Here is a 23030-nt window from a genome sequence, read left to right as displayed (position 1 = left end):
TTTGATGTATTTTTGTAAGGGAAGAGAAATGCGAAAGCTGATAGCGTCGTTTGCTGTTTTGATTGGACTGGCAGGCTGCCAAAGCATGCCACCTGTGAATTTCGCAGTATCGACCGTAGGATATAGCGAGAAAAAGATAGATGCAGAGCTTAAATCCATCACAGTAAGCTTGGCGAACCCTGAGGAAAAGACAGGCGATCTGCCATCTGGCGCAGAGGTCGCAGCCCCTTTATGGCAAGCAGCCCTGCAGGACGCGATCAACCGAATGGCAATTTTTCGAGATGACGCAGAAAAGCGCGTCAATCTTACAGTAAAGATTCTGGCTATAGACATGCCCTCGTTTGGCGCAAGCATGACTACGAAATCAGCTGCAAGGTATGAACTAATCGATAGGGCAAACGGCGATATTATTTTCACCCAGGACATCGCAGCAGACGGAGTTGTACCCTTCGATTATGCCTTTGTTGGAATGGTCCGAGCCCGCGAGTCACTCAACCGATCCGTACAACAGAACATTGCTCAGTTTCTTCAGGCGCTGGAAACCATAGACGCATCGAAGCCCATGTTCCCATCTGAGGTTGCGCAGAAATGACTCGAATTGCCCTGCTTTTCGTCGTGGGCCTGCTCGCCGGCTGCGCAGCTAACATCAGTCCGAACGCCTACCCAGTATCATCGGTGGGGCAAGTTAACCGCAGCGTTGCGGCGACAATCATAAGCGCTCGCGATGTTGATGTAACAGGAACCACCGGAACAGGAGCGGCGGTAGGGGTTGCAGCCGGCGCGACAGCAGGGTCGGCCATAGGCGGCGGCGCAAGGGCGAACGTGCTCGGCGCGATTGGTGGCGCAGTCATCGGCGGGCTCGCCGGGGCCGCTGTCGAAAGCAATGCTACAAAACAAACGGCCATTGAATACGTAGTTCAGACATCAAACGGCAATCTGATGACGATTGTGCAAGGCGCGGACCCGCGTTTTTCCGAAGGAGATAAGGTTCTTGTTCTGTATGGATCGCCCTCAAGGATAATCGCGGATCCACGGGCATCTACGTAAGGCCAATGCTTTAGCCTCGTGGATAACAAGAATTTAGTTTGATGTGTTTTTGTAAGGATAATTCCAGATGCCCTCTTTCTTCGGTTCCCGCATCACCGCTGACGTGTTAATTGTTGTCGGCATGGTGGTCGTGGCGATCGTGACGTGGGTGGCTTTCAGGGGGAAGTGATTCTGGGATTTAGTTTGATGTGGGTTTGTAATGGAAATAATTTTATTTTGGTTTCTGGTGTCCATCGCAATCGGGATATGGGCGAGCAATAAAGGGCGCAGTGGTTTGGGCTGGTTCGTGCTCGCTGTATTCATCAGCCCAATCCTCGCGGCTATTTTCTTGGCTGTGTCAAAGGATTTGAGCAAACAAACCCTGCCAACGACGACTCACGGCATACCAAGTCCAAGCACCCACGTGACCTGCCCAGACTGCGCAGAGTACGTACTGAAACAGGCTCGCGTGTGCAAGCACTGCGGTTGCAAGCTGACGCCTGTGCCTGAGGCGCCTCCACCGGACTTCGGCGGCACTGGGCTGAGCGGACGCCAAATTATTGGCATTATCTTAACCATTGTGCTGGGCCTAATTATTTTTTCAGGCGGTAGGTAACTCAGAGTGAGATGCTGTGACAGTTTGGTTTGATGTGGGGATGTGATGAACGAGGAGTTATGAATTGAGGTTGTCAAAGCATATTCCAACCGCCCGCCGCAAGAAGTGGTGGGCCAAGAAATGGTTCAGGGAATGCATTTATAACGGCCCGCCAATTATCTTCGGCATAGTCATGCTGTATCGAATACCAGAGGAAAGCACGTCATCAATTCGCTCTTGGGCGCTCGCGGCGATTGTCTGGCTGATAATTGCATCGCTTTTGAGAGTTGTTACCGCCGCAAGCGAAGACAAGAAAGAGGAGCCTGATGTGGTGCATGAGGGCCTCTACGCTGCGGTGGCAACGCTGCATGCGGTCCTCTCTCATTATTGTCAGCAAGTTGGGTGCGGGGGTGAAATGCGAGCTACATTCCATCGAGTAGTTCCGCCGCTCTCCAACCCGACAAAAATTGAGCAAATTATCCCGTATGTCGGCTGGAATGATCCCGGCACGGCCAGGGAATTCTCCATTAATACGGGGATTACCGGACATGCTATACGAAGCACTACTCCAACTGTGATGTCGAGCAATAGCGTTGACGAGCCTGAGCACAGGCGTGAGCTTGTCAAAGAATGGGGGTATACGGACATCCAGGCCAGAAGCCTCACATCAGGCAGATACTCCGCAGCTGCGATTCCAGTGTTGGATTCTTCTGGACATAGAACCCTCGGTGTGATTTACTTGGACTCAAGTGAGCGAGAAATTTTCGACCGAGAGGATGTTCGGCAGATCCTGGGGGTAGGAAGCGACGCAATAAGCGATTTCGTCACTAAGAGGTATACCTAATATGGCTAATGAATCAAAGAAATGGCAATTTGTGGCCGACAGCAAGGTTATATCCAAGCCTGGCGCGAAGATAGTCGTTAAAGAACTCATTCTGACTGAGCGAGGGCGCCAGGCGATTACGTCCGGCAGTTCCGGAATCCGAGAAGGCGCAAAGGAGAACTTCGGGCCGCCCAGAAAGAACGATTTGGCGCCAGCTTGACCGATTCGTTTGAATGAAAATAAACCCGGCCCCGCGCCGGGTTTATTTTGCCCTACACCCGATGCGTCTTGAGCCAGTCACGAAGCGCGCTGTTCATCCGAGTCTGCCACCCTTCGCCCCCGGCCTTGAACGCTTCGACGATATCGGCGTCATAACGCACGGTCAGTTGCACCTTGGGAGAATCACTCTTTGGGCGCCCTACTCGCTTGAGTTGCTTGAATTCGCCCTTCGATAGCTCATAGGTATCCGGGTCAGCCTTGATGCCAGCATCGATTGCAGCATCTTCCTCAGGCGTCGGTAGTATCAATCCCTTTTTAAGTTTCGGCATAGTTCTTTACCTCTCTGCTGTTCGCCTTGCGCAGGCTGATCACGTGCATCATGTTGCGTCGCTGCGTGAACACCACACAGTACAGGCGGTTTTCAATCACGCCGTACCCGATTTCTCGCAACTCGCCATAGTCACGTCGGGTATCCGGCTTTGCCATTACCTCTGGCCAATCCAGCCCACGAGCCAGGGACAGCGACACGCCATGCTTGGCCCGGTTCGCTTTGTCCTTTGCGACGTCGTAAGTAATGTGCATTCAATTATTGTAGCTACAAGAATAAAGATCGGCAAGAAATATTTGTAGTTACAAGATTACGCCCGGTGGGTTTTCTCTTGCCCTCCCGTTCTGAGTAGGGTTTCGTCAGGCCACCGCCTCAAGGGCAATCCTCCGGGCCCCGCCATGCGACTCGATGTAATCCGCCCATGGGTGATTGATGTTTCCCCAGCAGCGCTGATTCTATAAGACTCACCTTCCACGACTTTCGCCACACGTGGGCATGGTGGCACGTTCAGAAGGGCACGCAGCTCATAGTGCTTAAAGAGCTGGGCGGATGGGAAACCATCGAGATGGTGCAGAAGTACCCGCACCACGCCGAAAATGTCACATTTCTGGCACACGAAGATTCAGAAAAGAAAAAGGTCGCGCAAGAGGCGACCTTAACCTACTGAAATTACGAGCTTTTTCTGGTGGGGCCTGAGGGGCTCGAACCCTCGACCAAAAGATTAAGAGTCTTCTGCTCTACCAACTGAGCTAAAGCCCCCCGGGCGAAATTCTAACAGAATTTTTATGCTGATTTTGGCATTACGGCCGTATTTTTGGACAGGTTAAAGCGTCCTTTGAGGGCGCGACTTTGGTATGAATCCGGCTCGCCCACGGCCTTGTACGCGCCCTATTTTTCGATCGCCAGCTTTGCTGCCAAACCTATGTAGTTGCGCGGCGTCATATCCAGCAAACGCTGCTTGGCGTCGGCAGGCAATTCCAATTGCTGGATAAATTCACGCAGCGCTTCTTGCGTGATGCCCTTGCCACGCGTCAGCGCCTTTAGCTGCTCGTAAGGCTGGGGCAGGCCGAAGCGCCGCATGACCGTTTGAACAGGTTCTGCCAGAACCTCCCAGCAAGCGTCGATATCGGCATCAATGGCTGCCGCATTAAGCTCGAGCTTGCCTAGCCCTCGCAGGCAGGCATCCCATGCCACAGCACAGTAGCCGAACGCCACGCCCAAATTGCGCAACACGGTCGAGTCAGTAAGATCGCGCTGCCAGCGCGAGACCGGCAGCTTTTCGGCAAGATGGTGCAACATGGCATTTGCCAGGCCGATATTGCCTTCCGAGTTCTCAAAATCGATGGGGTTGACCTTGTGTGGCATGGTGGAAGAGCCCACCTCACCCTCTTTGAGCCTTTGCTTGAAATAGCCCAGCGCAATATAGCCCCAGATGTCACGGTTGAAATCCAGCAAAATGGTGTTGGCGCGCGCCACCGCATCAAACAAGGCTGCCATCCAGTCATGTGGCTCGATCTGAATGGTGTGGGTGTTTTGGGTAAGCCCCAACTGTTTCAGTACGCTTGCGCTAAAGGCCGGCCAGTCGATTTCAGGATAGGCGGACAAATGGGCGTTGTAGTTGCCCGTTGCGCCGTTGAGCTTGGCCAAAGGCTGAACTGCCTCGATATCAGCCAACGCACGAGATAGCCGATGTGCAACATTGGCAAATTCTTTGCCCATGGTGGTGGGGCTGGCGGGCTGGCCGTGGGTACGCGCCAACAGCGGCTGGTCGGCATGCTGCGATGCCAAGCCCGCAATGGTGTCGCGCACTTGCGTCAGCATGGGCAACAGCACCTGTTCGCGGGTGCGTGTCAGCATCAGAGCGTGCGAGGTGTTGTTGATGTCTTCGGACGTGCACGCAAAATGAATAAACTCGCCGGCCTTGGCCAGTTCGGGGTAGTCGGCCACCTTCTCTTTCAGCCAGTACTCCACCGCCTTCACGTCATGGTTGGTGGTGCGCTCGATTTGCTTGATGCGTTCGGCGTCGGCTTCTGAAAAATTTGCCACCAGCGCCCGCAACTGCTCGATCGCCTTAGGCGAAAAAGCGGGCAATTCAGGCAAGCTGCCGTCGGCCAGGCCGATCAGCCAGGCAACTTCCACCTCGACCCGATGCGCCATGAAGCCGGCTTCGGACAGTAGCCCACGCAACGAATGAGTGCGTGAGGCGTAACGCCCATCCAGGGGCGACAGGGCATTTAACGACGTCAGGTCGGAGGCAATCTGCATGGCTTAAAACCGATTGAATAGACAAAACAGACCATTTTACCAGCGCGCGTGGCGTCTCACTTATCTGATGACTCGCGTTTCTCATCGCAACGCATGTCTACTACCTCAGGGTTTTCCAGAACCGCGGCACCAAATGGGAATTTCTTGCTTGACATGAAAAACTGATCGTAATTAAATCTCTTTTATTGAGATTTATGACACGACACTTCCCATTAGCCAGGCAACCAGGAAATCCCCACTTATGAAGCTCATCAGCTACGAACGCCACGGCAGCCACGGCTTCGGCGCCATAACTCAAGGCGGTATCGTCGATTTAGGCGTCGCGCTCAATAACCGATATGCCGACTTGAAAGCTCTGATCGCAGCCGATGCGATCAAAGAAGCTGAACAGGCTGTGGCTGGCCGCAAAGCCGACTTCCCCGAAGACAGCGTCACCTTCCTGCCGGTCATTCCCCAACCGGGCAAGATCTGGTGCTGCGGACTCAACTACGACGAGCACGTACGCGAAACCAATCGTGAAGTCACCGAAATGCCCACCTTCTTTTTGCGCGTCGCAGATTCGCAAGTGGGCCAGGGCCAAGCTATTCCGGTGCCCCAGGAGTCAACCCAACTGGATTACGAAGGAGAAATCGCCGTCATCATCGGCAAACCTGGCCGGCGCATCGCCGAGGCCGCTGCTTTCGACCACATCGCCGGCTACAGCTGCTACAACGACGCCACCATTCGCGATTGGCAACGCCATACCCAACAATGGGGGCCGGGAAAGAACTTCTGGCGCACGGGCGGCTTCGGCCCCTGGATGGTCACGGCAGACGAAATACCCGCTCATACGCAGCTAACTCTGGTCACTCGCCTGAATGGCCAGGAAATGCAGCGGGCCACCACTGACATGATGATTCACAGTATCCAGCGCCAGATCGCGTACGTTTCCGCAATTGCGCCCTTGCAGCCCGGCGACGTCATCGTTACCGGCACCCCCGGCGGTGTCGGAGCCCGCCGCCAGCCCCCCGTCTGGATGAAGCCCGGCGATGTTGTCGAAGTGGAGATCGACAAGGTAGGTGTGTTACGCAACCCCATAGTGTCCGAAGCTTGATTGCTTCGAACCCCATCGGCTGGTTCGAGCGCGGGCCTATAAGAACACAACCCGCGCACGCAACCTAACAATTCAATTTACGGCATAGCCCGCCACCAGGAGACAACATGAAACCCATCTGCCTCACGCGCCGCCACAGCTTGATAGCTGCAGCCCTGCTGACTGCCAGCGCCCTAATGCCCGCCGTGGCCGCAGAAGCGGCAAAGCTGCGATTTTCAAGCTTTGAGCCCCCCATGGCGAAAATCACATCGGAAGTCCTGACCCCTTTCGCCAAGAACGCCAGCGAGGCCTCCAACGGTACCCTTGAGATCTCCATGTTCGCCGGTGGCACGTTGGGCCGCAACCCGGCACAACAGCTCAAGTTGGTCACCGACGGCGTGGCCGACCTTGCTTGGGTGGTGCTGCCGTACACGCCCGGACGCTTTGACGACGCCGACGTGGTGGGCTTGCCCTTCGCTACCGAAACGGCAATCGAGGGCAGTCTGGCCCTGCAGCACATGTTTGACAACGGTGAGCTAGGCGGGTTTGACGATCTTAAGGTGTTGGCTATCGCAGCCACATCGCCCGTCACCATCCACGCCAACAACCCAGTCAACCAACCTTCTGACATGCAAAGCAAGCGTGTCCGCGTTTCGGGCGACATTCCCACCCGCATGGTCGAGCTGCTGGGCGGCGCTCCGGTTCAAGTGGGTGGCGGCCAGATCGCGGAAGCCTTGTCGCGTGGCGTGGTTGACATGACCCTGAATAACTGGGGCTTCGTCGGCGACTTCAAGGTGGACCAGGTCACTTCCCACCATCTCAACGTGCCGCTTGGGGCGGTCGCAGTGGGCGTGGTCATGCGTAAAGACCGTTATGAGGCGCTGCCTGCCGAAGCCCGCGCAGCCATCGACCGCTTCAGCGGCGAACTGCTATCAAAACAAATTGGCCAGGCTTTTGACGCCCAGCAGGAAGAGGTCCTGGGCAAAGTACAGAAATCTACCCGCAATACCGTCGTCCTGCCAGATGAGGCCACCGTCAATTCGTGGAAAGAGGCCGTAACGCCTGTTATTGACGATTGGCGCAAATTGGACCCCAAGCACGAAAGCCTCTACGAATCGTTCACTGCCAATGTCAAGAAAGTCCGCTCGGGCGGCTAATGTTGCAACGCGTGGGGGTGTAGCCATGATAATCACGCTTCATCGCAGGGCCGCCTGGTTTGCAGAGGCCCTGGCCGGACTCGCAGTCTTCGGCTTATTGATACTTGCAGCCGTCACCACCGGCGACATCCTCATGCGGTATTTGTTCGCCACGCCTATTCGGGGTCTGACCGATCTAACCATGGTAGCTGCCGCAGCCTTACTGGCTGCGTGCATGCCGCACGTAGTCGCCTCACGCGGCAATATCTCGGTTGATTTCGTGGGCCGCAGCCTGGGTACGCAAGCCCTGAAGGCGCTGAACTTATTCGGCGCCGTGGTTACTGCTCTTTTCTTCGCCGTCATGGCATGGCAATGCGCGTTATACGCGCTTGACATGTATCAGGCAGGCGAAGCCATGCCCACTTTGCGATGGCCCGTATGGCCTTGGTGGACGGCGGTTGCCGTCTTTACCTTGCTGACAGCACTGGTTGCCCTGGCCACATTGACAGACCCCTCCACGTCCTGAACTTCTGGACCCTCTGATTAGCCGAAGTTTCGGCGGACGCCGTTCGTCCATCGCCCGGAAAAAAAATGAACGATCCCGTAATTCTTACCTTGCTGGGGCTGGCCGCCACATTCGCGCTGTTGCTGTTGCATGTGCCCGTAGGCATTGCCATGGGCATCGCAGGAGTGGTCGGATTCGCAGCCCTGGCCGGCCCCTCTCCGGCACTGGCCATGATCGCTTCCGAAGTGGCCGTTACTCTTTCTTCGCTGGATCTGCTTACCATTCCGCTGTTCATCATGATGGGCGCTTTTGCCAACGTTGCGGGCCTATCCGAAGATCTGTATCGCCTAGCTTACGCCCTGATCGGCCATCGCCGCGGAGGGTTGGCGGCGGCCACCATCAGCGGCTGCGCAGGCTTTGGGGCAGTTTGCGGCAGCTCGGTCGCCACCACCGCGACCTTCGGCTGGGCCGCGCTGCCCTCCATGCGCAAACGCGGCTATGAACCCGGATTCTCCGCCGCCACCGTCGCGGCCGGGGGCACGATGGGCACCCTTATTCCGCCCTCGTCCGCCATGGTGGTTTATGCGGTGCTGGCGCAGGAACTCATCGTCACCATGTACATAGCGGCCCTTCTACCCGCACTGCTTGCCGTACTGATGCAATACGGGGCAATCGCCATTTATTCCCGCTGTTATCCTCTACATGCACCTATTGGACCGAAAGCGCCCATGAACGAACGGCTGCATGCTTTGGCTCAAAGCTGGCAAGTGATATTACTGGCCCTTATCGTTGTGGGCGGCATGGTTGGCGGCGCATTCACTGCCACGGAAGCCGCCGCCGTTGGGGCCGCCATCGCTTTCGTATTTGCCTTGATGCGCGGCGCCCTGACACTGACAGGTTTGCGCCGCGCCCTGACCAGCACCGCATCCACCTCGGCCATGATTTATGTCCTGCTGATTGGTGCGTCGCTGTTCGGCTATTTCGCGGCCGTCACTCAAACCCCCCGTGTGCTGGTCGAGGCCGTTGAAGGCTCTGGCATACCGGTGTGGGCCGCAATGTGTCTAATCCTGTTGGTGTTCATCGTGGCCGGCGCTTTTTTCGACGAACTGGCCGCCATGGTCATTGCCATGCCCTTCGCGCTTCCGCTGGTAATCAGTTGGGGATTCGATCCTGTCTGGTGGGGGGTGATCAACATCGTCATTATCGAAATCGGTCAACTCACGCCGCCTTTGGGTATGAACGTCTTCGTGGTGCACGGCGTTGCGCCGGACATACCTTTCTCAAAAATCTATCGTGGGGTGTTGCCTTACCTTGCGTCCAGCTTCCTGCGGCTGGGCATCCTCATGGCCTTCCCCATGCTGGTGCTGTGGCTTCCCTCTGTATTAAGTTGAGATTTCCATCATGAGTCGCAATTCTGCTTCAAACCAAGAAACAAATGGCGTTGACCACCTGTATGACGTGGCCATCGTCGGATACGGGCCTGCTGGCGCCACGCTAGCCAACCTGCTGGCGCTGCGCGGGCTGAGCGTGCTTGTGCTGGAGCGCGAAGCAGACGTGTTTCCCTTGCCTCGTGCCATACACTTTGACGGCGAAGTGATGCGTGTATTCCAGACCATAGGCATCGCCGATGCGCTGGAGCCATCGCTGGTGGTGGCGCCCGGCATGCGCTTCTTGAACGCCGAAGGCAAGATACTGATCGACTGGAAGCGTCCTACCGACGTGGGCCCGCAAGCATGGCGCCCAAGCTATCGTTTCCATCAGCCCGACCTAGAGATCATGCTGCGCGAACGCCTGGCACAATATGACAACGCCCATGTGCGTCTGCGACACGACGTCTTCGCCATCGAGCAACACGCCGACCATGCCCTGCTGCGTGTCGAAAACCTGACCAACGGCCGCTTGTTGAAATTGCGCGCCCGCTATGTGGTGGGGTGCGACGGCGCCCGTTCTCTCGTCCGCAGGCTACTGGATACCGAACTGGAAGACATGAAGTCGCACGAACGTTGGCTGGTGGTTGACGTACTGCTCAAGCGTGACCGTCCCGATCTTGGCGACCACAGCATTCAGTACTGCGATCCGGCCCGCCCCGCCACGTATGTGCGCGGCGCAGGTCAGCGACGCCGCTGGGAGCTCATGATCATGCCGGACGAAGACGCGGCCGAAATGGCGCTCCCGGAAAACATCTGGAAGCTGCTTTCACGTTGGATAACTCCCAAAGACGGCCTGCTGGAACGTCCCGCTGTTTATACCTTCCATTCGGTGGTGGCCAAGGGCTGGCGCAAAGGCCGCATGTTGATCGCCGGTGACGCAGCCCATCAAACGCCTCCCTTCATGGGCCAGGGCTTGTGCGCAGGAATACGCGACGTTGCCAACCTGGGCTGGAAGCTGGCTGAGGTGATTCGTGGACGTGCGTCTGAAGACCTGTTGGACACCTATGAATCAGAGCGTTCGCCTCATGTGCGAGAATTTATTGAAGCCGCAGTGCGTCTGGGCTCGATCATCCAAACCCGCGACCCCGAAGTCGCCAGGCGCCGCGACGCCGAAATGGCCAACAACCCCGAAATGTTCACTACGCCCAACCCGCAGCTTGGACCAGGCGCCCACAATGGCGACGGCGTGGCGGGCAGGATCGCATTGCAGCCGTTTACCCCGGACGGACGCCGCTTCGACGAGGTTGCCGGCTATCAGTTTTCAATCATCGCGTTGCCCGAGGCTGCCAAAGCGGCCATGACAGGGGCCGGCGGGCAATATGCCGTTCACGTCGCCCATGACGAGCGGACGCGGCATTGGTTGGTGGGCTTGCCCGCCAAAGCAGCTCTGATCCGACCCGACCGCTACATCGCCGCCGTCGGCCAAACGCCTGACGAACTGAAACGCCTCTTTTGCACTGAACACATCGCATTCACATAAGCCACCACACAGAGGACATCATGAGTAGACCCGGCCTTACGTTCAGCCACATCGGCATCTTCGTATACGACATTCCGCTTATGGAGGACTTTTACACGCGGCTGCTGGAATTCACCGTTACAGATCGCGGTGAACTCGAAACACCCAACGGCGCAGTATCTCTTGTATTCATGAGCCGTGATCCCGACGAGCATCACCAGATCGTGCTGGTTTCGGGGCGTCCACCACAGCTGGAATTCAATGTGATCAACCAGATTTCCCTGAAGGCCGACAGCCTTGGGACATTGCGGCTAATGTACCAACGCATGATAGAGTACGGCGCTAACGACATTCAGCCCGCGACCCATGGCAACGCCATCTCTGTCTATGTACGCGATCCCGAAGGCAACCGACTTGAGCTTTACCTTGACCTGCCCTGGTACGTTAACCAGCCGTTTCGCATGCCCGTCGATCTCTCGCTTGACGATGACGCTCTGATGGCCAGCCTCGAACGACATGCGCGTTCTTTGCCCGGGTTCCGGACGCGTAGCGAATGGCGCGCTGAAGTTGCACGCAAGATGGGCATCGCACAAGAGGATTCGTAATGAGCAGCCCCTCTCGGGTTTTCGCGATACTCGAGCTCTTCACCCCCGAACGGCCACTCTGGTCGGCCGACGAAATCAATCAAGAGCTGGCATACAGCCGTCCCACAGGCTATCGCTACGTCAAAGAGCTGGTCGATGCAGGATTTCTGCAAAAGGTCTCGGCGGGCCGCTATGCCTTGGGCGGACGCATTGTCACTCTGGATTACATCCAGCGCCAGACCGACCCCGTGTATGTAGCGGCAGCTCCCATCATGCAACATCTCAGTGACGAAAGCGGTTTCGACGCCGTGCTGTCCCGAATGTTTGGCGGCAAAATCGTAGATACCCACCGAGTTAACGACAGCTCCAGCCTGAGGCTGGCCTATGGCCGCGGGCGCGTACGCCCATTGTTTCAGGGGGCAGCGGCCAAAATATTAGTTTCTCAGTTGCCGCGCCAGCAATTGACACGGCTGTACGAAGCGAACAAGGACGAGGCACGGGCCGCAGGCCTTGGCAACCATTTGTCTGAATTCCGCACACGCTTAAGCCACATCCGCCGCCAAGGATTTTATTTTTCTCTGGGCGAGCTGGAACCTTCGGTAGGCGGCGCCGCAGTGCCCATCATCAGCCCCGACAAAGGCCTGACCGGCGCTCTTGCACTGGTAGGAACAATACCGGGCTTGAAAGCAGCCGGCGAAGATCAATTGCGTTTGTGGCTGGAAGCAGCCGCGGTTCTGATACAAGCACGTTTCGATAAACCAACACCCTGACCTGCATCCCCGCCGTTACCCATGCAAGGCCAATGACCGGCGCAGCTTCCCTGCTATACTTTACGCACCGCAACTTATTCTGGCAGACATGAAACTTTTCGGTTCGCTGACAAGCCCTTACGTGCGTAAAGTACGCGTCGTAATGGCCGAAAAAAAGCTTGAGTACGAGCTCGTTCTCGAGGATGTGTGGTCGGAAGAAACCCAAATCCAGCAATACAACCCGCTGGGCAAAGTCCCCTGTCTGGTCATGGACGACGGCGGCAGCCTTTTCGATTCGCGCGTCATCGTTGAATACCTCGACACTCTTTCGCCCGTTGGCCGGCTATTGCCGCAGGCCAGTCGTGACCGCACCGCCACCAAGTGTTGGGAAGCCATCGCCGATGGCGTCATGGATGCGGCCGTCGCGATCCGGGTTGAAAGCACACAGCGCCCCGAACACCAGCGCAGCACCGACTGGGTCCGCCGCCAGCAAAGCAAGATCGACGCCGCGCTCCAGTTCATGGAACACGGCCTCGAACCCAATGCCTTCTGTACGGGCGTCAATTTCAGTCTCGCCGACGTGGCCGTAGGGTGTGCGCTGGGCTATCTCGAGCTTCGGTGTCCCGAACTGCAATGGCGTGGCAAGCATCCCAACCTCGCCCTGCTGGCCGACAAACTCTACGAGCGTCCTTCGTTCATCGCCAGCGCCATGCCGGCCGGCAAGCAGCAAGCACAAGACATCGCGATAGACCAGCAGCCGCAATAAAACCGCAAACTTCTAGACGATAATGCCGCCGCCCAGGCATATGTCGCCGTCATACAGCACGGCCGACTGCCCGGGCGTCACCGCCCATTGTTCCTCGTCAAAATCCAGTTCAAATCCACCCTCGACGGTAGCCTCTAGCAGGCGGCAGGACGCATCGGGCTGTCGATAGCGAGTCTTGGCGGCATAGGCGCCCGCCGAGGGTGGATTGCCGGATATCCAGCTGGCATCCTGGGCTCGCAACCGACTTGAAAGCAGCCAGGGATGATCATGCCCCTGGACGACAAACAAGGTATTGCTTTCGATGTCCTTGCGCGCGCTGTACCAGGCTTCCGCGGTGCCGTCTGCTCGCTGGCGGCCCTTCACGCCGCCTATGCCCAGGCCTTTGCGCTGACCCAATGTATAAAAAGCCAAGCCCATATGGCTCCCCAGCTCTTGGCCTTCAGGCGTCTTGATCGGCCCTTCTTTGGTCGGCAGGTACCGATTGAGAAACTCACGAAAGGGACGCTCACCGATAAAGCAGATGCCGGTGGAATCTTTCTTGGCGGCGTTGGGCAAGCCCAGCTCGGCGGCGATGCGGCGCACCTCGGTCTTGGGCAGTTCGCCCAGGGGGAACAAGGTGCGCGACAATTGCGCCTGATTCAGGCGATGCAAAAAATAACTTTGATCCTTGCTTGCGTCCAGCCCTTTCAACAGCTCGAAGCGGTTTCCGTCGGGCGTGGCCACTTCACGCACCCGAGCATAGTGGCCGGTTGCGATGCGCTCCGCCCCCAGCGACATTGCGTGATCGAGAAAGGCCTTGAACTTGATCTCGGCGTTACACAAGATGTCGGGGTTGGGTGTGCGGCCGGCCGAATACTCGCGAAGGAACTCCGCAAACACGCGGTCTTTGTATTCGTCTGCGAAATTGACGGCTTCGATATCCACGCCGATCAGATCGGCGACGCTGACAGCGTCCAGCCAATCTTGGCGAGTGGAGCAATATTCGGAATCATCGTCGTCTTCCCAGTTCTTCATGAACAGGCCGATGACCTCGTAGCCTTGCTGTTTCAGCAGCCAAGCACTGACGGACGAATCGACGCCGCCGGACATACCGACAACGACCCGTCCTTTCGATGTTGAAGTTGATGTCATGACATTATTTTAAACGCCGGCAATGGCCGGCTTGGTCGGCGTCTGCAACCCATACTTGCCGAAAAAGTCTGCAGAGCGCCGATAAATACAGCGCGACTCAGACGCTGGGAACTTCCGGGGCGGCTGGAATCGTTTTGCCGGGGTTGAGTATGTCATGCGGATCGAAAGCCCGTTTAAGGCTGCGCATGATTTCCAGCGCCTCTTCGCCGTGCTCGGCGGCCATGAATTCCATCTTGTGCAGCCCCACGCCGTGCTCGCCGGTACACGTTCCTCCCATGGCGATGGCACGTTCCACAAGGCGGCGGTTGATACGCTCGGACTCTTTCCACTCATCGGCGTTGTCGGGATCGATAAGCATCATGACATGGAAATTACCATCGCCGACATGCCCCAATATGGTGTGCGGAAAGCTGGCGGTTTCCAGATCGGCCGCGGTCTGGCTTACGCATTTGGCCAATTGCGAAATGGGCACGCAGACGTCAGTCGTGGTGGCGCGGCAGCCGGGTCGCAGCTGCATGCCGGCAAAATAGGCGTTGTGCCTGGCTGTCCACAGCCGGGTTCTATCTTCGGGGTGCTCTGCCCACTGGAAGTCGGCGCCGCCATGGTCTGCCGTGATCTCACCGACAATGGCAGCCTGCTCTTTAACCCCCGCGGGGCTGCCGTGAAACTCGAACAGCAGCAACGGCGATTCGGCCAAGTCTAACTTGCTGTAGGCGTTGGTGGCCTTCACGGCGTCAGTGTCCATGAACTCTACGCGGGCAATGGGCACCCCCATCTGGATGATGTCGATGACGCTATTGACGGCCGCCTCGAGCGTGGGAAAGTTGCTGGTGGCCACCGACACAGCCTCGGGCTGCGGACGCAGCCGTACCGTAACCTCGGCAATAATGCCCAGCGTACCCTCGCTACCCACAAATACACCGGTCAGGTCGTAACCCGCAGACGACTTGCGTGCCCGCGAGCCCGTATGCACGATGCGGCCGTCGGCTGTGACGACCTTCAACGCCATGACGTTGTCGCGCATCGTGCCGTATCGGACGGCATTGGTGCCCGAGGCGCGAGTCGAAGCCATGCCGCCCAGCGTGGCATCCGCCCCCGGATCGACTGAAAAGAAAAGCCCTGTGTCGCGCAAATGCTCGTTAAGCTGCTTACGCCGTACCCCCGCCTGCACAGTCGCACACAGGTCTTCGGCATCGACCGACAGAATCTGATCCATGCCTGAAAGATCAAGGCTGATGCCCCCCTGGACAGCCAGGATATGGCCTTCAAGGGAGGAACCCGAACCGAAGGGAATAAGAGGCACTTTATGCCGATGGCAATGCGCCGCCACCCAAGCAATGTCTTCGATGCTTTGAGCGTGCACCACGCCGTCAGGCAGCATGGGCGGATAAGGAGACTCGTCGCGGCCATGATGCGCCCGCACGGCTTCGGCGACAGAAAACGCGGCTCCGAAGCGCTCGCCAAGCGCCTCCATGAAGCCGGCCGGGATGACGCGGCGGCTGGAAGGGCTGGGCTTTAATGGGTTCATGGACGTTCCGTTGAACAATGGAAAGACTGCGATAAAGGCGGGCGCCGAAAGTAAACGACCGCCTTTATTCAATTACGCGGCGCTGGTCTGCACCGAAACCCGGCGACGTTCGCGTACCGCTTCGGACAAACGCTCTAGAACCTGCACCGAGGTATCCCAATCAATGCAGCCGTCAGTAATGCTTTGCCCATAGACCAGCGGTTTACCGACAACCAAGTCTTGGCGGCCGCCGACCAAATGGCTTTCGACCATTACGCCGCAGAGGCGTTGATCGCCCGCCGAGATCTGGCCGCAGACGTCGTCGATAACCTGAGGCTGCCGGGTGTAGTCTTTATTGCTGTTGGCATGGCTGGCATCGACCATGATGCGAGGCTTCAGGCCGGCCTTGATCATGTCTTGGCCGGCGGCCTCGACACTTGCCGCATCGTAGTTGGGCGCCTTGCCGCCGCGCAGGATGACATGGCAATCTTCATTGCCGACCGTGGAAACAATGGCCGAATGGCCGCCCTTCGTCACCGACAGAAAATGATGCGGCTGGGAAGCCGCCTTGATGGCATCCAGGGCAATGCGTACGTTACCGTCAGTGCCGTTCTTGAAGCCGACAGGACACGACAGCCCGGAAGCCAGCTCGCGGTGAACCTGGCTTTCGGTGGTGCGCGCTCCGATGGCTCCCCAGGAGACGAGGTCGGCGATGTATTGCGGAGTGATCATGTCAAGGAATTCACAGCCGGCAGGCAGGCCCATGGCATTGACATCAAGCAGTAATTGACGTGCTGCGCGCAGGCCTTGGTTGATGTTAAAGCTGCCGTCAAGGTTGGGATCGTTGATTAAACCTTTCCAACCCACCGTCGTGCGCGGCTTTTCGAAGTACACACGCATGATGATCTCGAGTTCACCTTGAAAACGATCCCGCTGCTCTTTGAGCCGGCCCGCGTACTCGAGCGCCGCCTTGGTATTGTGTATGGAACATGGGCCGATGACGACGACCAGGCGGTCGTCCGTTTCGTGCAAGACGTTATGAACGGCGTTACGAGCGGCATAAACGGTGCGCGAAACGTCGTTAGTGCTGGCGAGCTCGCGCATGATGTGCGAGGGGGGGCTGAGTTCTTTGATTTCGCGGATACGTAAATCGTCGGTATTGTGTGACACAAGCTACTCCGGTTATTGCCATCGGCCAGACGGTACAAAAAAAGCCGCCTAGCTTCTATGCTGGCGGCTTTTCAGGAATTGGGCGTTTATTAGTGCGTACGACGCTTCCCTTCCTCCACCAGCGGTGTTGGAAAAGCAAAAAAATAAAAGAAAGCGTAGACGGCACGATTCATGCTGGACATCTTACCACATGCGACCCCCAGTGGCAAGAAAAAGAGACAGCGAAGGACCCACCCCGAACTTATTCATTTGAAGTGAAATGATTTTGTACTGTATCATTCTTATCAGAATCATTACACGCACCGCCCGCAGGGCGCAGCGACTAAACAGCGTGATAAACCAATATAAAAAACGCCTGAAAAAATGGCTTGAATCAGCATTGTTGCCGGCGGTCGCATTACTGGCCGGTCTGGCCTGGGCTTCTTCGGCTCATGCCGCAACTTTAGACCAGATCAAAGAACGTGGCGTCTTGCGCATCGCCGTTGCCAACGAAATCCCCTACGGCTACATGGATCTGCGCGGCAGGCCCCAGGGCGTGGGGCCCGACGTGGCAAAGCATATCGCCGAAAAGCTCGGTGTCAAGAAAATAGAGTGGATCAGCACGACCTTCAGCGCGCTGATACCGGGCTTGCGCGCCAGACGCTTCGACATGGTGGCGGCCGAAATGGCCATCCTCCCCCAGCGTTGCGGACACGTGTTGTTTTCCGAGCCCAACAGCTCCTACGGCGAAGGCCTGCTGGTTGCCAGCGGCAATCCACGCAATATCCATTCGTTCGAACACTTTGCCGGCTCCGACGACAAAGTGGCGATCATGTCCGGCGCCGACCAGCTCGAAATTCTGCAAGCGCTCGGGGTGCCACACGAGCAGATGGTAACCATCTCCAGCAATTCCGACGCCATCTCCACCGTAGCCACCGGCCGGGCCAGCGCCTATGCGGCCACCAGCGCCACCATTCTTCAATTGGCCGGCAAAGATCGCCGCGTGGAAGCGGCAAGCGATTTCATCGATCCCATCGTAGACGGAGAGCCGGTTCGAAGTTGGGGTGCATTTACATTCAATATTGACTCCGGCGAACTGGCCCGGGCGGTGGATGACGAACTGGCGCGCTTCAAGCAGACCGAGGCCTGGCGGGAAATACTGTCTCGCCACGGCTTCAGCCAGGCCGATGCCGACGAATCATTTGCACGTACGCGCGAGCAATTGTGCGCTGCGCACTGACGGGTTGACCAGATGAGCCAGTATCCACACCCCGCCGCCTGCCTGCGCAAGACACGGCTGCCGGCGGCCAAGCAAGGAATCCACGCATGCACTGGATGAACTACATCGTCCCCTTGCTCGAAGGCGCATGGGTCACTGTCCAGCTTACCGTTATCTCGACGATAGGCGGGGCATTCTTCTCGTTCCTGTTCGGCATTGGCCGGATCTCTCCAAACCGGACCGCACGCTGGCTGTCGGTGAGCTTCATTGAAGTGTTCCGAGGCACCTCTTTACTGGTGCAATTGTTCTGGCTGTATTTCGCCCTGCCTCTTATCGGCGAGGCGATAGGCATCAATTTGCGACTGCCTCCCGTGGCGGCCGGCGCACTTGCCTTAAGCCTGAACATCGGGGCTTATGGCGCCGAAGTGGTGCGCGGCGCCCTTCAGGCAGTGCCGCGTGAGCAGCACGAGGTGGCCAAATCACTCGATTTCACACCACGTCAAACCCTTTGGCGCATCAGCCTGCCCCAGGCAATCCCTGAAATGATGCCCAGTTTCGGCAACCTGGCCATACAGAACCTTAAAGATACCGCCCTGGTCTCCTTGATCAGCCTGGGCGACCTGGCTTTCAAGGCCGAGCAGATCCGCAACTTCACCCAAGACAGCACCACCATCTACTCCATATTGCTGCTGATGTATTTCGGCATGGCGCTGGTGCTCACCGCCATCATGAAACTGCTTGAGCGGTCGGTTGGGCGCTGGCGTACAGGGGGGGCCTGATGTTATTTGGCATAGAGTGGGACACAAGCAACGACTGGCTGTTCGCCGCTTCCATACTGCCCATATTGCTGCGCGGAATGGTCGTCACAATCCAGGCCACCGTAGTGGGTTTCGCGGTGGCCGCCGTACTGGGTTTGGTGCTGGCGGGACTCAAAGCGGCTCGCTCACGACTCATTTCGTGGCCCGCACGAGCCATCAGCGAATTTCTGCGCGACACCCCCTTGCTGGTGCAGCTTTTCTTCCTTTATTACGTACTGCCCGAATACGGGATACTGCTGCCCGCCTTTCTGACCGGAGCGCTTGCACTGGGGCTGCAGTACAGCGCCTATATGTCCGAGGTATACCGCGCGGGCATCGAGTCGGTAGCCAAGGGCCAAACCGAGGCCGCCCGCGCGCTCGACCTGTCCCCCTTGCGCACCTTTACCGTCATCATCCTTCCCCAGGCCGTGCCACGCATCATCCCCGCACTGGGCAACTACCTGGTTTCCATCATGAAGGACGTGCCCGTGCTGTCTGTGGTATCGGTACTGGAGATGCTCAGGGTCGCGCAAATCATCGGCGACCGCAGCTTCTACTACGTCATTCCCCTATCCATGGTCGGCGCCCTGTATCTGATAATGACCCTCATCGCTTCGGCGGGGGTCCGCTATCTTGACACCCGCCTTCCAAAACGAGGTCTTCCGCTGAAATGAACGAACAAGCCATCATCCGCTTCGACCGCGTCGTCAAGCGCTTCGGCGACGTCACCGTGTTGGACGAGCTGGATTTTCATGTGAACCAGGGTGAGAAAGTCACCATAATTGGGCCTTCAGGTTCTGGAAAATCGACCGTACTGCGCATTCTCATGACACTAGAAGGCATAGATGCAGGCACCATTCACGTGGTCGGAAAGCCCCTCTGGCACGAAGAGCGCAACGGAAAACTTGTGCCGGCCGGCGAGGCCCACTTGCGCCTCATGCGCAAAGAAATGGGCATGGTGTTCCAGCAATTCAACCTGTTTCCCCACATGACCGTGCGCCGTAACGTTACCGAAGCGCCCGTCCACGTGCTGAAGCTCTCCAAAAAAGAGGCTTGCGAACGTGCCGATGAATACCTCGAACTCGTCGGCTTAAGCGATCACGCCGACAAATTTCCCAGCCAGCTCTCCGGCGGCCAGCAGCAGCGCGTGGCCATCGCACGAGCCCTGGCCATGCGACCGCGCATCATGTTGTTCGATGAGCCCACCTCTGCGCTTGACCCCGAACTGGTGGGTGAGGTTCTAACCGTTATTCAGCGCCTGGCCCAGAAGCACGATCTGACCATGCTGCTGGTAACCCACGAAATGCAGTTCGCCAAACAAATATCCGACCGCATCTGCTTCTTCGACAAGGGCCGCATGGTGGAAGAAGGCCCGCCAGAGCAACTGTTTGGCAAGCCCCAAGAAGCCCGCACCCGAGAATTCCTGGACGCCTTCCTGAACCCGGCTGCTTGAACATTACTTCTCGCTTTGAGCCGGCCGCCAATGCAAGCCTTCGGGCGCTCAAGAGCTCCGGCTAACGAAGCTGCTTAAGAGCCCCAGCCGAAACGAACCTACGAATCAGCGTGTCAAGCGACGACGCTCGTTGACTCGGCAGGCTCAAGAGGCGAAAAATCCTTACGCGTGGCAATGTACTCGGGCCGCGGCTTCAAACCGTACTTCGGCGGGTTAAGTGCGTTTTCCACACTGTTGTACACCATGAACACGTTAGCCCTGGGCCACGGCGAAATATTGCCAGTGGAGCCATGCATAGCATTGCAATCAAAAAACACCACCGACCCGGCCTTGCCTGTCATTTGGCGAATACCTCCTTGATCTGCCAGCATTTGCAGGCTTAGCGGATCAGGCACACCGTATTCTTGCGCACGCAACGACTTCTTGTAGTTCTCGTCGGGCGTCTCGCCCTGGCACGAGATGAACTGCATGTGCGAACCCGGAATAAGCATCAGCGGCCCGTTGCAGTCATTGTTGTCCGTCAACAAAACCGAGCAGCTTACCGCGCGCATATTGGGCATGCCGTCTTCAACATGCCAAGTCTCAAAATCAGAATGCCAATAGAACTCTTTGCCCTTGAAGCCAGGCTTCATATTGGCACGCGACTGGTGAATGTAGACTTCCGAGCCCAGAATCTGGCGTGCCACATGAAGCAGGCGCGGATCGCGGGCCAAAGCCGCAATGCGGTCGCTTAATTCGTGCACCCTGAAGATCGAACGCACGGCATCGCTGCCCGGCTCTCGGATCGCTTCGTCCATGCCGGCGATTTCGTCATCAAGGCTCATGCGCTTGACTTCATCGAGCAGGCCTTCGACCTCTGTCTCGTCGAAGACGCCATCAAGCATGATGAAGCCATCACGGTTGTAGGACTCGATCTTTTCTGAATCAAGCGCGTCGGCGTAGGTGCCGCCTTCGTATACCACGGGATCTTGCCGCGCAATGATCGCAGCGCCCCGGTCGGTTCGCGAAACGTATAAATCACCCATAGTCATAGCTTGCTCCTTCTGGACGGGCCGGCCAAGCCACCGATCATAACGACCGCCGGCAGGCCTGCCCGCGCCATGTTCTAACACTTAGGCCGCATCAGTTACCGCGGCCGGATACACCCCATCTTCGTCGTGAACCTCGAATCCCGTCAGGGGCGGATTGAACACGCAGAGCACCCGCAGCGGCTCTTTGCCGCCTCGCAGCCAATGCTCGTCGTGCTGATCTAACGCATAGACAACGCCAGGACCCAACGCGTATTTCTTGCCGTCTGCAATGGTTTCAATTTCCCCATCGCCCTCGATCACCCACACCGCCTCCAGATGGTTCTGGTAATGAATGTGGGTTTCGGTACCCGGAAAGATGACGGTTTCGTGAAACGAAAAGCCCATGCCATCTTTTTGCAAAAGCACGCGACGGCTCAGCCACGTTTCGGTCTTGACTTCATGTTCTGTGCCAATCACGTCCTTCACGTTCTTGACTATCATCGACGTTTACCTCCAAATTTCAAAACGTGGGCGCTTGAACTTACGCCCTTTTCTTGCAGTACTTCTGCAACGCTGCGTTCAATAATCTCGAGTCCCTTCTTGAGTTCATCTTCCGTGATGGTAAGGGCCGGCAGTACTTTCAGCACCTCGTCGTTGGCGCCGGACGTTTCAATGACCAGTCCATGTTCAAACGCCTTGCGCGAGAACTGGTTTGCCATGTCATCGCCTGCCGGCGTAACGAGGCCTTGTATCAGGCCGCGGCCGCGAACGCTGAGGTCAGCCATGGGATAGCTATGAACCAGGTTCTCGAGCCAATCGCGCACCATGCCCGCCTTGCGTTCCACAGCAGCGGAGAATGTTTCGTCGGCCCAATAGCTATCCAATGCCTGGCTTGCAGTCACGAAAGCCATGTTGTTGCCCCGGAAGGTACCGCTATGGGCGCCGGGCTTCCAAATATCCAATTCGGGCTTGAACAGCACCAGCGACATGGGCAGGCCAAATCCGGATAGAGACTTGGACAGCGTAATGATGTCGGGGCTGATACCCGCAGATTCGAAGCTGAAGAAGCTTCCTGTACGGCCACAACCCACCTGGATGTCGTCGACGATAAGCAGCATGTCATGCTGACGGCATAGCTTTTCAAGGTCTTTCAGCCAGCGCATGGACGCAACGTTAACGCCGCCCTCGCCTTGCACCGTCTCGACAATCACAGCTGCAGGCTTGTCCATGCCGCTGCTGGGGTCTTCGAGCATGCGCTCGAGATAGCTGATGGTGTTTACATCAGGACCAAAGTAGCCGTCATAGGGCACAAAGGTGGTGTTGGCCAGCGAAACGCCGGCGGCATCGCGAAACTTGGCGTTGGCGGTTACCGCCAAAGAGCCGCCGCTGACACCGTGGAAGCCGTGCGTAAACGAAATAATGTTGGGGCGCCCCTTGACCAGTCGAGCCAGCTTCAGTGCCGCTTCAACCGCATTGGTGCCCGTCGGGCCCGTGAACTGCAGCTTGTAGTTCCAGTTGCGCGGCTTGAGCAGCACGCGATCAAAGGTTTCAAGGAAATCCTTTTTGGCGGTGGTTGCCATGTCGAGGCCGTGTATCACACCGTCCGAGTTCAGATACTCGATGATCTCTTTTTTCAGGATTGGGTTGTTGTGGCCGTAGTTCAGGCTGCCGGCACCACTGAAGAAGTCGACGTACTCCTTGCCGGCTTCGTCCAGCAAAACCGAGCCGCGCGCCTGATTGAAAATTACCGGGAACGACCGGACGTAGCCCCGCACCTCGGACTCCATCCGGTCAAAAATGTTCAAAT

At 57.3% G+C, this 23030-nt stretch carries 25 protein-coding genes, 1 tRNA gene and 1 pseudogene; 16 read left to right on the top strand and 11 right to left on the bottom strand.

What is annotated here, in order from left to right; all coding sequences use genetic code 11:
- Positions 1-28 precede the first annotated feature (28 nt).
- Together ACIY1O_RS12455 and ACIY1O_RS12450 are read left to right on the top strand one after the other, a co-directional pair.
- Positions 29-592 carry a UDP-N-acetylglucosamine acyltransferase gene (locus tag ACIY1O_RS12455; RefSeq protein WP_397475417.1) on the top strand — a complete coding sequence of 188 codons (564 nt, stop codon included), beginning with the start codon at positions 29-31 and terminating at the stop codon, positions 590-592.
- A complete protein-coding gene (locus ACIY1O_RS12450) occupies positions 589-1047 on the top strand; it encodes a hypothetical protein (RefSeq protein ID WP_397475416.1) in 459 nt (152 codons plus the stop codon). The genes ACIY1O_RS12455 and ACIY1O_RS12450 overlap by 4 nt, the downstream gene beginning before the upstream one ends.
- 33 nt (positions 1048-1080) lie before the next feature.
- Here the strand turns inward: ACIY1O_RS12450 and ACIY1O_RS12445 are convergent, their stop codons facing one another.
- Complete coding sequence (locus tag ACIY1O_RS12445; RefSeq protein ID WP_397475415.1) at positions 1081-1350, bottom strand: hypothetical protein; 270 nt, start codon at positions 1348-1350, stop codon at positions 1081-1083.
- A 356-nt stretch (positions 1351-1706) separates the two neighbouring features.
- Between ACIY1O_RS12445 and ACIY1O_RS12440 the strand changes: the two genes are divergently transcribed.
- Entirely contained in the window at positions 1707-2465 is a 759-nt protein-coding gene (locus ACIY1O_RS12440) for a GAF domain-containing protein (RefSeq protein WP_397475414.1), read from the top strand.
- Positions 2466-2716: 251 nt separating this feature from the next.
- Here ACIY1O_RS12440 and ACIY1O_RS12435 read toward each other — a convergent pair whose 3' ends face one another.
- Entirely contained in the window at positions 2717-2992 is a 276-nt protein-coding gene (locus ACIY1O_RS12435; RefSeq protein WP_397475413.1) for a BrnA antitoxin family protein, read from the bottom strand.
- Complete coding sequence (locus tag ACIY1O_RS12430) at positions 2979-3245, bottom strand: BrnT family toxin (RefSeq protein WP_397475412.1); 267 nt, start codon at positions 3243-3245, stop codon at positions 2979-2981. The genes ACIY1O_RS12435 and ACIY1O_RS12430 overlap by 14 nt, the downstream gene beginning before the upstream one ends.
- Positions 3246-3460: 215 nt before the next feature.
- Here ACIY1O_RS12430 and ACIY1O_RS12425 point away from each other — a divergent pair.
- Positions 3461-3658: pseudogene (locus tag ACIY1O_RS12425) on the top strand (tyrosine-type recombinase/integrase); the annotation flags it as partial.
- Between the two features lie 16 nt (positions 3659-3674).
- On the opposite strand, the gene ACIY1O_RS12420 reads toward ACIY1O_RS12425, so the two are convergent.
- A tRNA-Lys gene (locus ACIY1O_RS12420) sits at positions 3675-3750 on the bottom strand.
- A gap of 129 nt (positions 3751-3879) precedes the next feature.
- Entirely contained in the window at positions 3880-5256 is a 1377-nt protein-coding gene (gene purB, locus ACIY1O_RS12415) for an adenylosuccinate lyase (RefSeq protein WP_397475411.1), read from the bottom strand.
- Between the two features lie 241 nt (positions 5257-5497).
- Between purB and ACIY1O_RS12410 the strand changes: the two genes are divergently transcribed.
- The 8 genes from ACIY1O_RS12410 (at position 5498) to ACIY1O_RS12375 (ending at position 12957) form a co-directional block, all read left to right on the top strand.
- On the top strand, positions 5498-6349 hold the full coding sequence (locus ACIY1O_RS12410; protein WP_397475410.1) for a fumarylacetoacetate hydrolase family protein: 852 nt from the start codon (positions 5498-5500) through the stop codon (positions 6347-6349).
- Positions 6350-6456: 107 nt separating this feature from the next.
- Positions 6457-7485 carry a TRAP transporter substrate-binding protein gene (locus ACIY1O_RS12405; RefSeq protein WP_397475409.1) on the top strand — a complete coding sequence of 343 codons (1029 nt, stop codon included), beginning with the start codon at positions 6457-6459 and terminating at the stop codon, positions 7483-7485.
- A gap of 25 nt (positions 7486-7510) precedes the next feature.
- A complete protein-coding gene (locus ACIY1O_RS12400) occupies positions 7511-7990 on the top strand; it encodes a TRAP transporter small permease (RefSeq protein WP_397475408.1) in 480 nt (159 codons plus the stop codon).
- A gap of 65 nt (positions 7991-8055) precedes the next feature.
- A complete protein-coding gene (locus ACIY1O_RS12395) occupies positions 8056-9360 on the top strand; it encodes a TRAP transporter large permease (RefSeq protein WP_397475407.1) in 1305 nt (434 codons plus the stop codon).
- 10 nt (positions 9361-9370) lie between these two features.
- Entirely contained in the window at positions 9371-10879 is a 1509-nt protein-coding gene (gene mhpA / locus ACIY1O_RS12390; protein WP_397475406.1) for a bifunctional 3-(3-hydroxy-phenyl)propionate/3-hydroxycinnamic acid hydroxylase MhpA, read from the top strand.
- Positions 10880-10899: 20 nt separating this feature from the next.
- Positions 10900-11463 carry a VOC family protein gene (locus tag ACIY1O_RS12385; protein ID WP_397475405.1) on the top strand — a complete coding sequence of 188 codons (564 nt, stop codon included), beginning with the start codon at positions 10900-10902 and terminating at the stop codon, positions 11461-11463.
- Positions 11463-12212, top strand: a complete 750-nt coding sequence (locus ACIY1O_RS12380; protein ID WP_397475404.1) for an IclR family transcriptional regulator — start codon at positions 11463-11465, stop codon at positions 12210-12212. Before ACIY1O_RS12385 ends, ACIY1O_RS12380 begins: the two co-directional genes overlap by 1 nt.
- 88 nt (positions 12213-12300) lie before the next feature.
- Positions 12301-12957 (top strand): glutathione S-transferase N-terminal domain-containing protein, encoded by a 657-nt coding sequence (locus tag ACIY1O_RS12375; RefSeq protein WP_397475403.1) that lies wholly within the window; start codon positions 12301-12303, stop codon positions 12955-12957.
- A 12-nt stretch (positions 12958-12969) separates the two neighbouring features.
- Here the strand turns inward: ACIY1O_RS12375 and mnmA are convergent, their stop codons facing one another.
- From mnmA to aroG, 3 genes are all read right to left on the bottom strand, one after another.
- Positions 12970-14088 (bottom strand): tRNA 2-thiouridine(34) synthase MnmA, encoded by a 1119-nt coding sequence (gene mnmA / locus ACIY1O_RS12370; RefSeq protein ID WP_397475402.1) that lies wholly within the window; start codon positions 14086-14088, stop codon positions 12970-12972.
- 97 nt (positions 14089-14185) lie between these two features.
- Complete coding sequence (locus tag ACIY1O_RS12365) at positions 14186-15616, bottom strand: FAD-binding oxidoreductase (RefSeq protein ID WP_397475401.1); 1431 nt, start codon at positions 15614-15616, stop codon at positions 14186-14188.
- Positions 15617-15688: 72 nt separating this feature from the next.
- Positions 15689-16765 carry a 3-deoxy-7-phosphoheptulonate synthase AroG gene (gene aroG / locus ACIY1O_RS12360; protein ID WP_397475400.1) on the bottom strand — a complete coding sequence of 359 codons (1077 nt, stop codon included), beginning with the start codon at positions 16763-16765 and terminating at the stop codon, positions 15689-15691.
- 331 nt (positions 16766-17096) lie between these two features.
- Between aroG and ehuB the strand changes: the two genes are divergently transcribed.
- The 4 genes from ehuB to ehuA all read left to right on the top strand — a co-directional run bounded on the left by ehuB (position 17097) and on the right by ehuA (position 20213).
- Complete coding sequence (gene ehuB, locus ACIY1O_RS12355; protein ID WP_397475399.1) at positions 17097-17984, top strand: ectoine/hydroxyectoine ABC transporter substrate-binding protein EhuB; 888 nt, start codon at positions 17097-17099, stop codon at positions 17982-17984.
- An 86-nt stretch (positions 17985-18070) separates the two neighbouring features.
- The gene (ehuC, locus tag ACIY1O_RS12350) at positions 18071-18742 is read left to right on the top strand and encodes an ectoine/hydroxyectoine ABC transporter permease subunit EhuC (RefSeq protein ID WP_397475398.1); all 672 of its coding nucleotides are present in this window, start codon (positions 18071-18073) and stop codon (positions 18740-18742) included.
- Complete coding sequence (ehuD, locus tag ACIY1O_RS12345) at positions 18742-19434, top strand: ectoine/hydroxyectoine ABC transporter permease subunit EhuD (protein WP_397475397.1); 693 nt, start codon at positions 18742-18744, stop codon at positions 19432-19434. Before ehuC ends, ehuD begins: the two co-directional genes overlap by 1 nt.
- Positions 19431-20213 (top strand): ectoine/hydroxyectoine ABC transporter ATP-binding protein EhuA, encoded by a 783-nt coding sequence (gene ehuA / locus ACIY1O_RS12340; protein ID WP_397475396.1) that lies wholly within the window; start codon positions 19431-19433, stop codon positions 20211-20213. The genes ehuD and ehuA overlap by 4 nt, the downstream gene beginning before the upstream one ends.
- Positions 20214-20326: 113 nt before the next feature.
- Here ehuA and thpD read toward each other — a convergent pair whose 3' ends face one another.
- The 3 genes from thpD to ectB all read right to left on the bottom strand — a co-directional run bounded on the left by thpD (position 20327) and on the right by ectB (position 23028).
- Positions 20327-21244 carry an ectoine hydroxylase gene (gene thpD, locus ACIY1O_RS12335; RefSeq protein WP_397475395.1) on the bottom strand — a complete coding sequence of 306 codons (918 nt, stop codon included), beginning with the start codon at positions 21242-21244 and terminating at the stop codon, positions 20327-20329.
- A gap of 81 nt (positions 21245-21325) precedes the next feature.
- Complete coding sequence (locus ACIY1O_RS12330) at positions 21326-21724, bottom strand: ectoine synthase (RefSeq protein ID WP_397475394.1); 399 nt, start codon at positions 21722-21724, stop codon at positions 21326-21328.
- The gene (ectB, locus tag ACIY1O_RS12325) at positions 21721-23028 is read right to left on the bottom strand and encodes a diaminobutyrate--2-oxoglutarate transaminase (RefSeq protein ID WP_397475393.1); all 1308 of its coding nucleotides are present in this window, start codon (positions 23026-23028) and stop codon (positions 21721-21723) included. The genes ACIY1O_RS12330 and ectB overlap by 4 nt, the downstream gene beginning before the upstream one ends.
- Between the last annotated feature and the right edge of the window lie 2 nt (positions 23029-23030).

The organism is Pusillimonas sp. (assembly GCF_044464525.1).
Taxonomy (GTDB): Bacteria; Pseudomonadota; Gammaproteobacteria; order Burkholderiales; family Burkholderiaceae_B; genus Pusillimonas.
This window is presented reverse-complemented; position numbering and strand designations above follow the sequence as displayed.